Annotated in this window: 13 protein-coding genes and 1 pseudogene; 11 read left to right on the forward strand and 3 right to left on the reverse strand. The window is 45.6% G+C overall.

What is annotated here, in order from left to right:
- The 9 genes and pseudogenes from tuf to rpoC all read left to right on the forward strand — a co-directional run.
- A pseudogene (gene tuf, locus R7Z41_RS22130) lies at window positions 1-132 on the forward strand (elongation factor Tu); the annotation flags it as partial.
- Window positions 133-398: 266 nt separating this feature from the next.
- Entirely contained in the window at window positions 399-779 is a 381-nt protein-coding gene (gene secE, locus R7Z41_RS22135) for a preprotein translocase subunit SecE (RefSeq protein WP_005384680.1), read from the forward strand.
- Window positions 780-792: 13 nt separating this feature from the next.
- Entirely contained in the window at window positions 793-1,341 is a 549-nt protein-coding gene (nusG, locus tag R7Z41_RS22140; RefSeq protein ID WP_005384681.1) for a transcription termination/antitermination protein NusG, read from the forward strand.
- A 164-nt stretch (window positions 1,342-1,505) separates the two neighbouring features.
- Window positions 1,506-1,934: a 50S ribosomal protein L11 gene (gene rplK, locus R7Z41_RS22145; protein ID WP_005384682.1), complete on the forward strand. Its 429-nt coding sequence runs from the start codon at window positions 1,506-1,508 to the stop codon at window positions 1,932-1,934.
- A 4-nt stretch (window positions 1,935-1,938) separates the two neighbouring features.
- A complete protein-coding gene (gene rplA, locus R7Z41_RS22150; protein ID WP_005384683.1) occupies window positions 1,939-2,640 on the forward strand; it encodes a 50S ribosomal protein L1 in 702 nt (233 codons plus the stop codon).
- Window positions 2,641-2,933: 293 nt separating this feature from the next.
- Window positions 2,934-3,428, forward strand: coding sequence for a 50S ribosomal protein L10 (rplJ, locus tag R7Z41_RS22155; protein ID WP_005382538.1), 495 nt, complete (start codon window positions 2,934-2,936; stop codon window positions 3,426-3,428).
- Window positions 3,429-3,485: 57 nt separating this feature from the next.
- Window positions 3,486-3,854, forward strand: a complete 369-nt coding sequence (gene rplL / locus R7Z41_RS22160) for a 50S ribosomal protein L7/L12 (protein ID WP_005382540.1) — start codon at window positions 3,486-3,488, stop codon at window positions 3,852-3,854.
- Window positions 3,855-4,107: 253 nt separating this feature from the next.
- Window positions 4,108-8,136, forward strand: coding sequence for a DNA-directed RNA polymerase subunit beta (gene rpoB, locus R7Z41_RS22165; RefSeq protein WP_005384685.1), 4,029 nt, complete (start codon window positions 4,108-4,110; stop codon window positions 8,134-8,136).
- Between the two features lie 104 nt (window positions 8,137-8,240).
- Window positions 8,241-12,443, forward strand: a complete 4,203-nt coding sequence (gene rpoC, locus R7Z41_RS22170) for a DNA-directed RNA polymerase subunit beta' (protein WP_005382514.1) — start codon at window positions 8,241-8,243, stop codon at window positions 12,441-12,443.
- 173 nt (window positions 12,444-12,616) lie between these two features.
- On the opposite strand, the gene R7Z41_RS22175 is transcribed toward rpoC, so the two are convergent.
- Window positions 12,617-13,108 carry an Rsd/AlgQ family anti-sigma factor gene (locus R7Z41_RS22175; RefSeq protein ID WP_005382515.1) on the reverse strand — a complete coding sequence of 164 codons (492 nt, stop codon included), beginning with the start codon at window positions 13,106-13,108 and terminating at the stop codon, window positions 12,617-12,619.
- A gap of 177 nt (window positions 13,109-13,285) precedes the next feature.
- On the opposite strand from R7Z41_RS22175, the gene nudC reads away from it, so the two are divergent.
- Entirely contained in the window at window positions 13,286-14,083 is a 798-nt protein-coding gene (gene nudC / locus R7Z41_RS22180) for an NAD(+) diphosphatase (protein ID WP_053350803.1), read from the forward strand.
- Window positions 14,084-14,330: 247 nt separating this feature from the next.
- Complete coding sequence (gene hemE / locus R7Z41_RS22185) at window positions 14,331-15,398, forward strand: uroporphyrinogen decarboxylase (protein WP_005384692.1); 1,068 nt, start codon at window positions 14,331-14,333, stop codon at window positions 15,396-15,398.
- A 240-nt stretch (window positions 15,399-15,638) separates the two neighbouring features.
- On the opposite strand, the gene R7Z41_RS22190 is transcribed toward hemE, so the two are convergent.
- Complete coding sequence (locus tag R7Z41_RS22190) at window positions 15,639-16,211, reverse strand: uracil-DNA glycosylase family protein (protein WP_005382518.1); 573 nt, start codon at window positions 16,209-16,211, stop codon at window positions 15,639-15,641.
- Window positions 16,212-16,213: 2 nt separating this feature from the next.
- A complete protein-coding gene (locus tag R7Z41_RS22195) occupies window positions 16,214-17,137 on the reverse strand; it encodes a D-2-hydroxyacid dehydrogenase (protein WP_053350802.1) in 924 nt (307 codons plus the stop codon).
- Window positions 17,138-17,196: the final 59 nt, after the last annotated feature.

Below are 17,196 nucleotides of genomic sequence, written 5' to 3' on the forward strand. Positions count from 1 at the left end.
ATGCCAGGCGACAACGTACAGATGACTGTAGAGCTAATCGCACCAATCGCAATGGACGAAGGTCTACGTTTCGCGATTCGTGAAGGTGGCCGTACAGTAGGTGCTGGTGTTGTTGCTAAGATCTTCGACTAATTCATAGCGAATTAGCGATGCTTTCGGAAAATCTTGAATTAGATTTGACGAACCAGTAGCAAAAAGGGCATCATTTGATGCCCTTTTTCTGCACTCAACATTATTTTTGCTGTTTTCTTGTTCAGAAGTGGGTTGGGCGCAGAGCAAGATTAAGCAAAGAGGCTTAATCTTAAGAAGAGTACGCTGATTTTTTCAGCGATATGGAGTTTGCCCTGCAACAGCGGGGTTGTTGTCGTCTATATTAAGACTTGTAACAGGTTGGTTTTATGAAAGCAAATAATGCTGAAACTCCTGATAGCTCAAACGCAGCAGATACGTTTAAGTGGGTAGCCGCTTTCGTATTGGCAGCTGCCGCTGTTGTGGGTAATTACCTGTATGGTGAAATGTCTGTAGTGGTTCGTGCTGCAGGCGTTGTTGTTCTTATTGCAGCTGCCTTAGGCGTTGCAGCAACAACGACTAAAGGTAAAGCAGCGATCAGTTTTGCAAAAGAATCTCGTATGGAAGTACGTAAAGTTGTTTGGCCTACTCGCCAAGAAACCATGCAAACAACACTGATCGTTTTAGCTGTAAGTATTGTAATGGCTCTAGTGCTATGGGGTATTGACGGAATTATGGTTCGTCTAGTAGCTCTAGCAACTGGGGTATAGAGGGTTTTTATTCATGAGTGAAGCTCCAAAAAAACGCTGGTATGTGGTTCAAGCCTTCTCTGGATTTGAAGGTCGTGTAGCTCAATCTCTGCGCGAGCATATCAAAATGCACGGCATGGAAGAGCTATTCGGTGAAGTACTGGTTCCTACTGAAGAAGTAGTGGAAATGCGCGCGGGTCAGCGTCGCAAATCTGAGCGTAAGTTCTTCCCAGGTTACGTCCTTGTTCAGATGATTATGAACGATGAATCATGGCACCTAGTACGCAGTGTGCCGCGTGTCATGGGCTTCATTGGTGGTACCTCAGACCGTCCGGCACCTATCACGGATAAAGAGGCTGACGCGATTCTTAATCGTCTTGAGAAAGCGAGTGAAGCGCCTCGTCCGCGTACAATGTACGAAGCGGGTGAAGTGGTACGTGTTAACGAAGGTCCATTTGCTGACTTCAACGGTACTGTTGAAGAAGTGGATTACGAGAAGAGCCGCCTGAAAGTGTCTGTATCGATCTTTGGTCGTGCGACACCAGTTGAGCTTGAATTTGGTCAGGTTGAAAAGCTGGACTAAGACTCTTCGTTAAAGAGTATAAAAAATCACCTTTTTAGGGTTGTATAAGGCGCGGATTATGACTATAATTTCGCGCCTTTTTACTTCAAGTGAAGTAAAAAGTTTCTTACACAAACGGGGAGCTGATCCGCGATTAGCGTTTGTACCCAAACTTAGGAATTATCATGGCTAAGAAAGTTGAAGCTTACATCAAGCTACAAGTTGCTGCTGGTATGGCTAACCCTAGTCCACCAGTAGGTCCTGCACTAGGTCAACACGGTGTGAACATCATGGAATTCTGTAAAGCGTTCAACGCAAAAACAGAATCTATTGAGAAAGGTCTACCAACTCCAGTAGTTATCACAGTATACAGCGACCGTTCTTTCACGTTCGTAACTAAGACTCCACCTGCTGCTGTTCTTCTTAAGAAAGCTGCTGGCGTTAAGTCTGGTTCAGGTCGTCCAAACACTGAAAAAGTTGGTACTGTAACTGACGCTCAAATCCAAGAAATCGCAGAAACTAAAGCTGCTGATATGACTGGTGCTGACATCGAAGCGATGAAGCGTTCTATCGCTGGTACTGCTCGTTCAATGGGCCTAGTGGTAGAGGGTTAATAAGATGGCAAAACTAACTAAGCGCATGCGCGTAATCCGCGAAAAAGTTGACGTAACTAAAGAATACGAAATCAACGAAGCTGTTGCTCTTCTTCAAGAACTAGCGACTGCTAAATTCGTTGAGTCTGTAGACGTTGCTGTTAACCTAGGCATTGATGCTCGTAAATCTGACCAGAACGTACGTGGTGCAACTGTACTACCTCACGGTACTGGCCGCGAAATCCGCGTTGCAGTGTTCACTCAAGGTGCTAACGCTGAAGCAGCTAAAGAAGCTGGCGCAGACATCGTAGGTATGGAAGATCTTGCTGAGCAAGTTAAGAAAGGCGAAATGAACTTTGACGTAGTTGTTGCTTCTCCAGATGCAATGCGCGTTGTAGGTCAACTAGGTACTATCCTAGGTCCTCGCGGTCTTATGCCAAACCCTAAAGTTGGTACTGTAACTCCTAACGTTGCTGAAGCAGTTAAAAACGCTAAAGCTGGTCAGGTTCGTTACCGTAACGACAAAAACGGCATCATCCACACTACTATCGGTAAAGCAAACTTCTCTGCTGAGCAGATCAAAGAGAACCTAGAAGCACTTCTAGTTGCTCTGAAGAAAGCTAAGCCATCTTCAGCGAAAGGTACTTTCCTGAAGAAAGTAAGCATCTCTACTACTATGGGTGCTGGTGTTGCTGTTGATCAGGCTAGCCTGAACACTCAAGCATAATTTATTTGCTTAGGCGCAAAATTAGTGTATAATTTTGCGCCTAATATTTGTGGTTGGGGCTGAACTTTGGTTCTTTGAACTGTCTCCTAGTTCGAAATGAATTAAGACCCAGTCTCCGTCCAAGACCGTAGGTGTTTGTGTAAAAGCAAACTTAATTATCCTACGTAGATGGTGCCCGAACTGACAGAAAGCTCTATGTAATATAGTTAACTTTCTTCTGGGGAAGCACCTCAATAGCTCTCACTGTCGTGATGATAGTGAGTGGTGTAACGACAACCAGGAGTAAATCCAAGATGGCTTTAAACCTTCAAGACAAAAAAGCAATTGTTGCTGAAGTCAACGAAGCTGCCAGTGGTGCACTTTCTGCAGTTGTAGCTGATTCTCGTGGCGTTCAAGTTGGCGCGATGACTTCTCTACGTAAACAGGCTCGTGAAGCTGGCGTTTACATGAGAGTTGTTCGTAACACTCTTGCTCGTCGTGCGGTTGAAGGTACTGAGTACGAGTGTCTAACTGACACTTTCACTGGTCCTACTCTAATCGCATTCTCTAATGAGCACCCAGGTGCTGCAGCGCGTCTTTTCAAAGACTTCGCTAAAGAGAACAAAGATTTCGAGATCAAAGCTGCTGCATTTGAAGGCGCTTTAACTGACGCTGAAGTACTAGCAACACTACCAACTTACGACGAAGCAATTGCACGCCTAATGATGTGCATGAAAGAAGCTTCGGCTGGCAAGCTGGCGCGTACTATCGCAGCTATCCGCGATCAAAAACAAGAAGCAGCGGCATAAGCCTTGCTTTTTACTGGTTGCTTAATAAACTTATTGTTGACTTAAAAGAGAATTGTTATGTCTATTACTAACGAGCAAATCCTAGACGCAGTTGCAGAAATGTCTGTAATGCAAGTTGTTGAACTAATCGAAGCAATGGAAGAGAAATTCGGTGTTTCTGCTGCTGCTGCTGTTGTAGCTGGCGGCGCTGCTGCAGGCGAAGCTGCTGCTGAGCAAACTGAATTCGACGTAATCCTAGAAGCTGCTGGCGGTAACAAAGTTGCTGTAATCAAAGCAGTACGTGGCGCAACTGGCCTAGGTCTTAAAGAAGCTAAAGCTCTAGTAGACGGCGCTCCAGCACCTCTTAAAGAAGGTGTTGAGAAAGCAGAAGCTGAAGCTCTTAAAGCTCAGCTAGAAGAAGCTGGTGCAACTGTTGCTGTTAAGTAATTATTGCATAGTTTCTTAGCCTAACGGCTAATTGGCTGGTGGTTTTTTAACCACCGGCCTTTTTGCGCTGTAGGGTATAGGCGAATTTTCCCGCTGTTTAAGCGCCTGATATCCATGCAAAAAACATTTCATTCTTACGAAATGAAATGTCACTACAGTAAACAGCTATATTAGTCACTGTCCCTTACCCCCCCTTAAGTAACTAGGAGCGGGCGGACAGTTTGGGTCACTTATCAGCGAGCTGAGGAACCCCATGGTTTACTCTTATACCGAGAAAAAGCGCATCCGTAAGGACTTTGGTACTCGTCCACAAGTTTTGGACATTCCATACCTGCTATCGATCCAGCTCGATTCGTTCGACAAATTTATCGAACAGGATCCTGAAGGTCAATACGGTCTTGAAGCCGCTTTCCGTTCTGTATTCCCGATTCAGAGCTACAACGGCAATTCTGAGCTGCAATACGTTAGCTACCGTCTTGGTGAGCCAGTTTTTGACGTTAAAGAATGTCAAATCCGCGGTGTAACTTACTCAAAGCCACTACGTGTAAAACTACGCCTAGTTATCTTTGATAAAGACGCGCCAGCAGGTACTGTAAAAGACATTAAAGAACAAGAAGTCTACATGGGTGAAATTCCACTCATGACAGACAATGGTACCTTCGTAATCAACGGTACCGAGAGGGTTATCGTATCCCAGCTGCACCGAAGCCCAGGCGTGTTCTTCGACAGCGATAAGGGTAAGACCCACTCTTCAGGTAAAGTTTTATACAACGCACGTGTTATTCCTTACCGTGGTTCATGGCTTGATTTCGAGTTTGATCCTAAGGATAACTTGTACGTTCGTATCGACCGCCGTCGTAAGCTACCAGCATCGATCATCCTTCGAGCACTAGGTAAGTCGACAGAAGAAATCCTAGATATCTTCTTCGAGAAAGTGAACTTCGAAGTGAAAGACCAAACTCTATTGATGGAGTTGGTTCCGGATCGTCTACGTGGTGAAACTGCGTCATTCGACATCGAAGCAAATGGTAAAGTTTACGTTGAGCAAGGTCGTCGCGTAACAGCTCGTCATATCCGCCAACTAGAAAAAGATGGTGTTGATCACATCGAAGTACCAGTTGAGTACATCGTAGGTAAAGTTGCATCAAAAGATTACATCAATGAAGCAACAGGCGAGATCATTGTTAACGCTAACCAGGAAATCAGCCTGGAAGCACTAGCGAACCTATCTCAGGCTGGCCACAAAGCGCTAGAAGTTCTATTCACGAACGATCTAGACCACGGTCCATTCATGTCAGAAACACTACGTATCGACAGCACGGTTGATCGTATTTCTGCATTGGTAGAAATCTACCGCATGATGCGCCCAGGTGAGCCGCCAACAAAAGAAGCTGCAGAAGCTCTATTCGAAAGCCTATTCTTCTCTGAAGAGCGTTACGATCTATCGACTGTTGGTCGTATGAAGTTCAACAGCTCTATCGGCCGTGAAGATGCTCAAGAGCAAGGCACACTTGATGAAACTGATATCATCGAAGTGATGAAGAAGCTGATCGCGATCCGTAACGGTAAGGGCGAAGTGGACGATATCGACCACTTAGGCAACCGTCGTATCCGTTCTGTAGGCGAAATGGCTGAGAACCAGTTCCGTGTAGGTCTAGTACGTGTTGAGCGTGCAGTTAAAGAGCGTCTAAGCCTAGGCGATCTTGACGCAATCATGCCTCAAGACTTGATCAACGCGAAGCCAATTTCTGCGGCAGTTAAAGAATTCTTTGGCTCTTCACAGCTTTCACAGTTCATGGACCAAAACAACCCGCTATCAGAAGTAACGCACAAGCGTCGTATTTCTGCATTGGGTCCTGGCGGTCTAACTCGTGAACGTGCTGGCTTCGAAGTACGTGACGTACACGTAACTCACTACGGTCGTCTATGTCCTATCGAAACGCCTGAAGGTCCAAACATCGGTCTGATCAACTCTCTATCTGCGTTTGCGCGTTGTAACGAGTACGGTTTCCTAGAGACACCATACCGTCGCGTTGTAGATGGCGTAGTAACAGACGAAGTAGATTACCTATCTGCAATCGAAGAAGGCCAATTCGTTATCGCACAGGCGAACGCTAAGCTAAACGAAGATGGTACTTTTGCAGATGAGCTGATCACAGCTCGTCAGAAAGGTGAATCTGGTCTACACCCTCGTGAGCACGCTCAGTACATGGACGTTGCGACAAACCAGGTTGTATCTATCGCTGCATCGCTTATCCCGTTCCTAGAACACGATGATGCGAACCGTGCATTGATGGGTGCGAACATGCAACGTCAGGCAGTTCCAACACTGAAAGCTGACAAACCGCTTGTTGGTACTGGTATTGAACGTAACGTAGCCGTTGACTCAGGTGTAACTGCAGTTGCTAAACGTGGTGGTGTAATCCAGTCAGTAGATGCTTCTCGTATCGTTGTTAAAGTTAACGAAGAAGAGCTAGTACCAGGTGAAGCTGGTATCGACATCTACAACCTGACTAAATACACACGTTCTAACCAGAACACATGTATTAACCAGCGCCCATGTGTGATGCCAGGTGAGCCTGTATCACGCGGTGACGTTCTTGCTGATGGTCCTTCAACAGACCTTGGTGAACTAGCGCTTGGTCAAAACATGCGTATCGCGTTCATGCCTTGGAACGGTTACAACTTCGAAGACTCGATCTTAGTATCTGAGCGCGTAGTTCAAGAAGACCGTTTCACGACTATCCACATCCAAGAACTGACTTGTGTGGCGCGTGATACTAAGCTTGGTTCTGAAGAGATCACAGCGGATATTCCAAACGTAGGTGAGTCTGCTCTGTCTAAACTAGACGAGTCAGGTATCGTTTACATCGGTGCTGAAGTTAAGGGTGGCGACATCCTAGTTGGTAAAGTTACACCTAAAGGTGAAACTCAGCTAACGCCTGAAGAGAAGCTACTACGTGCAATCTTCGGTGAAAAAGCATCTGACGTTAAAGATACTTCACTACGTGTACCTAACTCTGTATCAGGTACGATCATCGACGTTCAAGTCTTTACTCGCGATGGCGTAGAGAAAGACAAGCGTGCGCTTGAAATCGAACAGATGCAGCTTAAAGAAGCGAAGAAAGACCTAACTGAAGAATTCCAGATTCTTGAGGGCGGCCTTCTAAACCGTGTTAAAGCTGTATTGATTGAAGGCGGTTACTCTGAAGCGAAACTAGACACAACTGATCGTAAGAAGTGGCTAGAACTAACGCTAGAAGATGACGCACTACAAACTCAGCTTGAGCAACTTGCTGAGCAGTGGGATGAGCTAAAAGCTGACTTCGATAAGAAGTTCGAAACTAAGCGTCGTAAGATCACTCAAGGTGATGATTTAGCACCTGGCGTCCTGAAGATCGTTAAGGTTTACCTAGCGGTTAAACGTCGCATTCAGCCTGGTGATAAGATGGCGGGTCGTCACGGTAACAAGGGTGTAATCTCTAAGATCAACCCTGTTGAAGACATGCCATACGATGAGAAAGGTCAGCCTGTAGACATCGTACTTAACCCACTGGGTGTACCTTCGCGTATGAACATCGGTCAGATCCTAGAAGTACACTTAGGTCTGGCAGCGAAAGGTATCGGTGACAAGATCAACCAGATGGTTAAAGAGCAGCAAGAACTAGCGAAATTCCGCGAGTTCCTACAAAAAGTTTACGATCTAGGCGACACTCGCCAGAAAGTAGACATTGCTTCTCTATCTGATGATGAAGTACGTACTCTGATCAAGAACTTGCGTGGCGGTCTACCAATCGCGACTCCTGTATTTGATGGCGCTCCAGAAGAGTCAATCAAAGCACTTCTTGAGCTAGCAGATCTACCAACATCAGGTCAGTTAACACTGTTTGATGGTCGCACAGGTGATGCGTTTGAGCGTCCTGTAACTGTTGGTTACATGTACATGCTGAAACTGAACCACCTTGTTGATGACAAGATGCACGCTCGTTCAACTGGTTCGTACAGCCTGGTAACTCAGCAGCCACTAGGTGGTAAAGCTCAGTTCGGTGGTCAGCGTTTCGGTGAGATGGAAGTATGGGCACTAGAAGCATACGGTGCTGCTTACACGCTACAAGAAATGCTAACGGTTAAGTCGGATGACGTTAACGGCCGTACTAAGATGTACAAGAACATCGTAGACGGTAACCACAGCATGGAACCTGGCATGCCAGAATCGTTCAACGTACTGTTGAAAGAGATCCGCTCGCTAGGTATCAACATCGAGCTAGAAGACGAAGAGTAATCCTTTTCTCTCTTGATGAAAGTCGAGAGAATCAAAGCGATTATTTGGAAGAAGGTGCTCACTTTAGCGAGTGAGCTCCTTTTAACTCCTTACAGGAGCTGATTGTGAAAGACTTATTAAACTTTCTAAAAGCACAGCATAAGACCGAAGAATTTGATGCAATCAAAATCGGTCTATCTTCACCAGACATGATCCGTTCATGGTCTTTCGGTGAAGTTAAAAAACCTGAAACGATCAACTATCGTACGTTCAAACCTGAACGCGATGGTCTGTTCTGTGCGCGTATCTTTGGTCCAGTTAAAGACTACGAATGTCTTTGTGGTAAGTACAAGCGCCTGAAGCACCGTGGTGTTATCTGTGAGAAGTGTGGTGTAGAAGTTACACAAACTAAAGTTCGTCGTGACCGTATGGGCCACATTGAACTGGCTTCACCAGTAGCTCACATCTGGTTCCTAAAATCGCTACCGTCTCGTATCGGTCTACTAATGGATATCCCTCTACGTGATATCGAACGCGTTCTGTACTTCGAAATGTACGTAGTAACAGAGCCTGGTATGACTGATCTAGAAAAAGGTCAGATGCTTACTGAAGAAGAGTATCTAGATCGTCTAGAAGAGTGGGGCGACGAGTTCACTGCTAAGATGGGTGCGGAAGCTATCAAGGACCTACTAGGTTCTATGGATATGCACGCTGAAGCAGAACAAATGCGTGAAGAGTTAGAGACAACAAACTCTGAAACTAAGCGTAAGAAAGTAACTAAGCGTCTTAAGCTGGTAGAAGCGTTCATCGCATCGGGTAACAACCCAGAGTGGATGATCCTAACTGTACTTCCAGTACTTCCGCCAGATCTACGTCCTCTAGTACCTCTAGATGGCGGTCGCTTTGCGACTTCTGATCTTAACGATCTATACCGTCGTGTGATCAACCGTAACAACCGTTTGAAGCGTCTTCTAGAGCTAGCTGCTCCGGACATCATCGTGCGTAACGAAAAACGTATGCTGCAAGAGTCTGTTGATGCGCTACTAGATAACGGTCGTCGTGGTCGTGCGATCACAGGTTCTAACAAGCGTCCTCTGAAATCTCTTGCTGATATGATCAAGGGTAAACAAGGTCGTTTCCGTCAGAACCTTCTAGGTAAACGTGTAGACTACTCTGGCCGTTCTGTAATCACAGTAGGTCCATACCTTCGTCTACACCAGTGTGGTCTTCCTAAGAAGATGGCACTTGAGCTATTCAAACCATTCATCTACAGCAAGCTAGAGACTCGTGGTCTTGCGACTACAATCAAAGCAGCTAAGAAAATGGTAGAGCGTGAAGAAGCGGTCGTTTGGGATATCCTAGACGAAGTAATCCGTGAACACCCAGTACTATTGAACCGTGCACCGACACTTCACCGTCTAGGTATCCAGGCGTTCGAACCAGTACTGATCGAAGGTAAAGCGATTCAGCTACACCCACTTGTATGTGCGGCGTACAACGCGGACTTCGATGGTGACCAAATGGCGGTTCACGTACCTCTAACTCTAGAGGCACAGCTTGAAGCTCGTACTCTGATGATGTCGACAAACAACATTCTGTCGCCAGCGTCAGGTGATCCGATCATCGTACCTTCTCAGGACGTTGTATTGGGTCTGTACTACATGACTCGTGAAAAGATCAACGTGAAAGGTGAAGGCATGTACCTTTCTGGCCCAGAAGAGGCTGAGAAAGCATACCGCACTAAACAAGCTGAGCTTCACGCACGCGTTAAAGTACGTATTACAGAAACTGTTGTAGACGAAGACGGCAACAGCACTACAGAAACCAAGATGGTAGACACCACTGTTGGTCGTGCAATGCTATGGCAAATCGTGCCAGCTGGTCTACCGTACAGCATCGTTAACCAAAAGCTAGGTAAGAAGCAAATCTCTAACCTACTTAACGAGGCGTACCGTAAACTAGGTCTGAAAGACACAGTAATCTTCGCTGACCAAATCATGTACACAGGTTTCGCATACGCGGCACTTTCTGGTGTATCTGTTGGTATCGACGATATGGTTGTACCAGCAGCTAAGTACACTGAAATCGCAGAAGCGGAAGAAGAAGTACGTGAAATCCAGGAACAGTACCAATCAGGTCTTGTTACTGCGGGCGAACGCTACAACAAAGTTATCGATATCTGGGCATCGACCAACGACCGTGTTGCGAAAGCAATGATGGAAAACCTTTCATCTGAAACGGTAGTTAACCGTGACGGTGAAGAGGAACAGCAAGAGTCATTCAACAGCATCTATATGATGGCGGACTCGGGCGCTCGTGGTTCTGCAGCACAGATTCGTCAGCTTGCGGGTATGCGTGGTCTGATGGCGCGTCCAGATGGTTCAATCATCGAAACGCCGATCACAGCGAACTTTAAAGAAGGTCTAAACGTACTTCAGTACTTTATCTCAACGCACGGTGCTCGTAAGGGTCTTGCGGATACGGCACTGAAAACAGCGAACTCGGGTTACCTAACTCGTCGTCTAGTAGACGTTGCTCAAGACGTTGTTGTAACTGAACATGACTGTGGCACTCACGAAGGTGTCGACATGATGCCTCACATCGAGGGTGGTGATGTTAAAGTTGCACTTTCTGAGCTTGCTCTTGGTCGTGTTGTTGCTGAAGACGTACTAAAACCTGGCACTGAAGACGTTCTTATTCCACGTAACACCCTGATCGATGAGAAGTGGTGTCAAATCATGGAAGAGAACTCAGTAGACAGCATGAAAGTGCGCTCTGTAGTAACGTGTGATTCTGACTTCGGTTGTTGTGCACAATGTTACGGTCGTGACCTAGCACGTGGTCACCTAGTGAACCAAGGTGAAGCAGTGGGTGTTATTGCTGCTCAGTCTATCGGTGAGCCAGGTACACAGCTAACGATGCGTACGTTCCACATCGGTGGTGCGGCATCGACAGCAGCGGCAGAGAACAGTGTTCAAGTTAAGAACAACGGTTCTATCAAGCTACACAACGCTAAATCTGTATTGGCTGATGACGGTAAGATCGTTATCACTTCTCGTGCGACAGAGTTAACTATCGTTGATGAGTTTGGTCGTACTAAAGAGAAGCACAAACTGCCTTACGGTACGCTACTAAGCAAAGGCGATGGTGATACAGTTCAAGCTGGCGAAACAGTTGCAAACTGGGAAGCGCACACACTACCTATCATTACTGAGGTAGCAGGTCGCATCCAGTTCGTAGATATGATCGACGGCGTAACAGTATCTCGTCAAACTGATGACCTAACTGGTCTATCTTCAAGCGAAGTAACTGACCCAGCAGCTCGCCCTTCAGCAGGTAAAGATATGCGTCCAGCTATCAAACTTGTTGACGAGCAAGGTAACGATGTAATGATCCCTGGTACTGATATGCCAGCTCACTACTTCCTACCTGGTAAAGCGATTGTGAACATCGAAGATGGCGCAGCAGTAGGTGTTGGTGCAACACTAGCTCGTATTCCTCAGAAGTCTGGCGGTAACAAAGATATCACCGGTGGTCTTCCACGAGTTGCTGACCTATTTGAAGCACGTAAGCCGAAAGAGCCTGCAATCCTTGCTGAGCACACAGGTACTGTGAGCTTTGGTAAAGAGACGAAAGGTAAACGTCGCCTAGTGATCACACGTGAAAGCGGTGAAGCTTACGAAGAGATGATTCCTAAGCATCGTCAGTTGAACGTATTCGAAGGTGAAAAAGTTGAACGTGGTGATGTGATCGCAGATGGTCCAGAGTCTCCACATGACATCCTACGTCTACGTGGCGTACACGCGGTAACGCAGTACATTGCTAACGAAGTACAGGAAGTTTACCGTCTACAAGGCGTTAAGATTAACGATAAGCACATTGAAACTATCGTTCGTCAGATGCTACGTAAGTGTACTATTACTCACTCTGGTGACTCTGAGTTCCTACCTGGTGAACAGATTGAGTACTCACAAGTTAAGATTGCTAACCGTAACCTAGAAGCTGAAGGCAAAGAGCCTGCACGTTTCGAACGTGAACTACTAGGTATTACTAAAGCATCTCTAGCGACTGAGTCGTTCATCTCTGCGGCATCGTTCCAGGAGACAACTCGCGTACTAACAGAAGCTGCGGTTTCTGGTAAGCGTGATGACCTACGTGGTCTGAAAGAGAACGTAATTGTTGGTCGTCTGATCCCAGCTGGTACTGGTTTCGCATACCACCAAGAGCGTCAAGCTAAACGTTCTGAAGCGCAAGATGGTCCTTCTGCTGAGCAAGCAACGGATAACCTAGCGGCACTTCTAAACGCTGGTTTCTCTTCTGAAGAGTAAGTCATATAACGAGTAATCGTTAAAAGCTTAAGAAAAAGGCACCTTCGGGTGCCTTTTTAGTTTTTTATACTACTTTGTTCTTCCGGTGGGATTTTCGATAAAGCTAGAAACAAAAAAGACCGACGATGATCGTCAGTCTTTTCTCTCACTCTATTTCTGAATGTTTGCAAATACTAAGCTCCAGGTGGCATAGACAGGCTTTCTGCGATTTGCTGTATCAAATAGTCCTCGACTTCAAAGCGAGTCTCAAGAATTTCCCCAATGAGACACATATCAGAATCGAAATCATTTAATTCATCATCTTCAGTCACTTCTGAGTACTTATCGTTAAAGTTCAATAATGGTTCAGTCGTTAGAACAATTTGACCATAGGTTTGATTGATCTCATTAGTCACGACAAAGCCGGTTGCTTTCCAACGGTCCATAACCATGTCATAAATTTTAAAGTGGCCTTCGGAGATGTAATCAACGAGGTGCTGACAGAAATCCTGCAGTTCGGAAGGAGATGGGAGTTCAATAACATTGGTTTTCGAACAAGGTTGCAGCGCTGCAAGCTTACAATATTCAACAATCAGGGATTGTCGTGTCTCTAACCAGTGATCAATGACATCACTTGAGCCACCCCACTGGTCTTGTGTTTGTTTGAATTTTCTTAGCATGACCATGCCCTCATGATCTGATCGCCCATCGGCGAACGTATCCTTTGCAAAGCAAAGTTAGTAAAGTTATTACAAACTCTTGTCCTTACTAGAATTTAGAGTGCACATTTACTTAACGATAAACTCTAGTATGAAATTAGATTGCCAGTAAAATGAACGAACTTCAAGCAAAGGGATGGTGTAATGTTAAGAAAAGGTGATGTTAACCGCGCGATAAATGCATACTGGTGTGTTGTTGCAGGAAGTGAAATTTGGCTGGTGGATGGTGCTGTGCCCTTCGGGTCTGCAGAGCAGTTATCACTGCCAGTAACGAGTGCAAGACCCATTGGTGAGTATTCTGGTTCGCCCGTCTTGTGGCTTAACTTGGCCGATTTAGAGCATGATCTACCCTTAGTATCCCTGCGTGACTGCCTGCATTTTCCTGAGCCATTATTTATGTTGTTAAGTAAAGCTGTGCAATATGGGCACATGACGCAAAGTTTGCGCTTTTGTCCACAGTGCGGAGGAAGGAACTTTCTTAATAATAACCAGTTAGCCATGCAGTGTGGTGAATGTCGCACCCTTCATTATCCTAGAATATTTCCGTGTATTATCGTTGCTGTACGTAAAGAAAATCAGATTTTATTAGCCCAACATCCAAGGCATCGAAATGGTATGTATACGGTTATTGCGGGTTTTCTTGAAGTCGGTGAGACCTTAGAAGAGTGCGTGGCTCGAGAAATTCATGAAGAAACGGGAATTCTCGTTAAAAATATTCGTTACTTTGGCAGCCAGCCTTGGGCTTTCCCATCCAGTATGATGATGGGGTTTTTAGCTGACTATGAATCGGGAGAGTTAAGTCCAGACTACACTGAGCTGTCTGATGCACAATGGTTTGGTATCGACGAGATGCCGCCTGTTGCGCCTAAAGGAACGATTGCAAGAGCACTTATCGAGCAGACGCTGAAAGATATAGACACTAATTATCTGATAAATAGATAAAAAAAACCCTCCGAGAGGGAGGGGGTAAGTAAGATGTCGTTATGAGATGCTGAGTACTAAGTACTCAGTTTATAATTGTAGTTTTCGCTAGCGAACAAATTTTTAACACTGATACCGATTGGGTGCAAATTAAGCATTGATTTAAAAGTTAATAACTTGATCCAGGTTGCAAAGCACACAGCTATTGGACTTAAATCAGTGATAGAATACCCCCTTTCACAGAAAGCCTAACAGTTGGAATTACGGAATGACTGAATTAAAAAATGATCGTTATCTGCGTGCGCTTTTAAAAGAGCCGGTAGATTACACGCCAGTATGGATGATGCGCCAGGCAGGTCGTTACCTACCAGAATACAAAGCGACTCGTGCAGAAGCGGGTGATTTCATGTCTTTGTGTCGAAATGCAGAATTAGCATCCGAAGTGACACTTCAACCATTACGCCGTTTTCCTCTTGATGCCGCGATCTTATTCTCGGACATCTTAACGATTCCAGATGCAATGGGGCTTGGTTTGCGTTTTGCTGCGGGTGAAGGACCTGTTTTTGATAACCCAATTACATGCAAAGCCGACGTGGAAAAAATTGGTTTGCCAGATCCTGAAGGTGAACTGCAATACGTAATGAACGCAGTACGCCAGATCCGTAAAGACCTGAAGGGTGAAGTGCCGCTGATTGGTTTTTCTGGTAGTCCTTGGACTCTTGCGACGTATATGATCGAAGGTGGTAGCTCTAAAGCGTTTACCAAGATCAAGAAGATGATGTACGCGGAACCACAAACTCTGCACCTACTTCTAGATAAGCTGGCAGACAGCGTTATCGAGTACTTAAACGCGCAAATTAAAGCGGGTGCGCAATCGGTAATGGTATTTGACACATGGGGTGGCGTACTAACGCCTCGTGATTACAATCTGTTCTCACTGCAATACATGCACAAGATTGTAGATGGTCTGATTCGTGAAAACGACGGTCGTCGCGTGCCAGTCACACTGTTTACTAAGAATGGCGGCATGTGGCTTGAGCAAATCGCAGCAACGGGCTGTGATGCGGTTGGTCTAGACTGGACAATCAACATTGCAGACGCGAAAGCACGTATCGGTGATAAAGTGGCTCTGCAAGGTAACATGGACCCATCAATGCTTTACGCTTCACCAGAGCGTATCCGTGAAGAAGTCGCGGGTATTCTAGAAGGTTTTGGTGATGCAGGTACTGGTCATGTGTTCAACCTAGGTCACGGTATCCATTTGGATGTGCCGCCAGAAAACGCGGGCGTATTTGTGGAAGCGGTACACGAGCTATCTAAGCCATACCACAAGTAAGTTAGATCTTTTGAAATCAAATGCCGGCATTCAGTGCCGGTATTTTTTTGCCTAAAATTCATTTTTCCTATCTGAGACTCAAGGCTGTACAGCTCTAGTAGTATTTGGCCTACCATGATCTAATTACTACTCTAGCTGTACACTAGATATTAAAGTTTAATATAAACAAATACTTATGATTTCTGCTTTTATGTTCTAATTTTCTTGTACAGATAAACAAGCAATTAGATCATGGGTAACCTAAAGCATCGAGTGAACGCGTTTTTTAAGGTATGGCACGACGTCAGATTCAAACCAAGGGTTCTTCTTTAACCACAATGTATTGCGTGGAGATGGGTGAGGGAGAGGGATAAAGTCTGGTTCCCAATCTTGCCATTGCTGAACGGTTTGTGTGAGCGTCTTTGGTTTGTTGGTGAGATAGTACTGCTGCGAGTACTGACCAATTAGTAGAGTGAGCTCTATATTGGGCAGCTGCTCAAGAATCTTTTTATGCCAAGTGGGCGCACATTCTTTACGAGGCGGTAAATCCCCAGAGTTCCCTTTGCCTGGATAACAGAATCCCATTGGGACAATGGCAATTTTATTTGGGTCGTAGAAAACGTCTTTGTCGATATCGAGCCATTGGCGTAATCGATCACCACTTGGGTCATTCCAAGGTATCGAGGTTTTGTGTACACGTGTGCCAGGGGCCTGACCGATGATTAGGATGCGTGCCCCTTTTGCGGCTTGTACGACAGGGTTTGCGCCCAAAGGTAAATTATCCGCGCATATCTGGCAGGCCCTCACTTGCTGCAATAGCTCGTCTAACGACATTCTCAGTAACCCTTTTCGAAATCCACTTGATAATTTAATGAAAACCCATCGCGCCAGCGTAGATAGTTGTCAGCAAAAATCTCGATGACTTGCTCGGGAAAACTCAGCGCAGCAATGTGTGGAGTGATGGTGACTTGCGGTAGTTTCCAAAACGGATGCTCTACCGATAACGGTTCTTGCTCAAACACATCTAAGAAGGCGTGTTCTACCCAACGGTTTTTCAGAGCGAAGAGCAACCCTGCCTCATCCAATACGTCGCCACGACCTACGTTAAACAATAACGCCTGATTTAGTTGGCTGAGCGTTTGACGATTAAGTAACTGTCGCGTCTCAGGTGTACTTGGTAGAGTATTCACAACGATGTCGGCTTGCTCAAATGCCTTACTTAGTTCATTGATATGAAAGGTCTGATGAAACTCGCCGCCTGAAGTCGGGATACCTGTGCGGTTAATACCGATAGTTTTTATCCCCATTGCTTTAGCGGCGTTGCCCAGATAGCCCCCAATGCTACCGGTACCAAGAATTACCATGGTTTTACTTTGTAATGACGTGTATAGGTGAGGCTGCCATTGTTTGTTTTGTTGTTGCTGGTGGTATCGGGCAAAGTGGCGGTAATGGGCAATACTGTAACCCAAAACATATTCAGCAATCAGTGGACCAAAGATGCCTCGAACGTTAGTTAGAGTATAGTCCTGACGAAGGCTAGGGGATGTTAAGGCGTTGACACCAGCAAACGTGGATTGCACCCATTCAAGCTGTGAAAATTCGTCTAAGCTTTGTGATAGTAAGGGTGGATCCGCTAGTACGATCTGAGCGGCTTCTGGTTGGTCGGTGAGGCAAAGATCGGGCAGATTTTTCTCTGCCAGTAACGTTTTGTAGGTGTCGCGATGCTCTGAGAGCAGGAAAATCTGATTTGAATGCGGCATTAACTTTTTTCCCTGTGATGAATCAAGTACACTTTCGCTGTTTTTTTCTTCAATGATTG

This window comes from Vibrio sp. 1457, assembly GCF_033340195.1.
In the GTDB taxonomy this organism is placed as follows: domain Bacteria; phylum Pseudomonadota; class Gammaproteobacteria; order Enterobacterales; family Vibrionaceae; genus Vibrio; species Vibrio alginolyticus.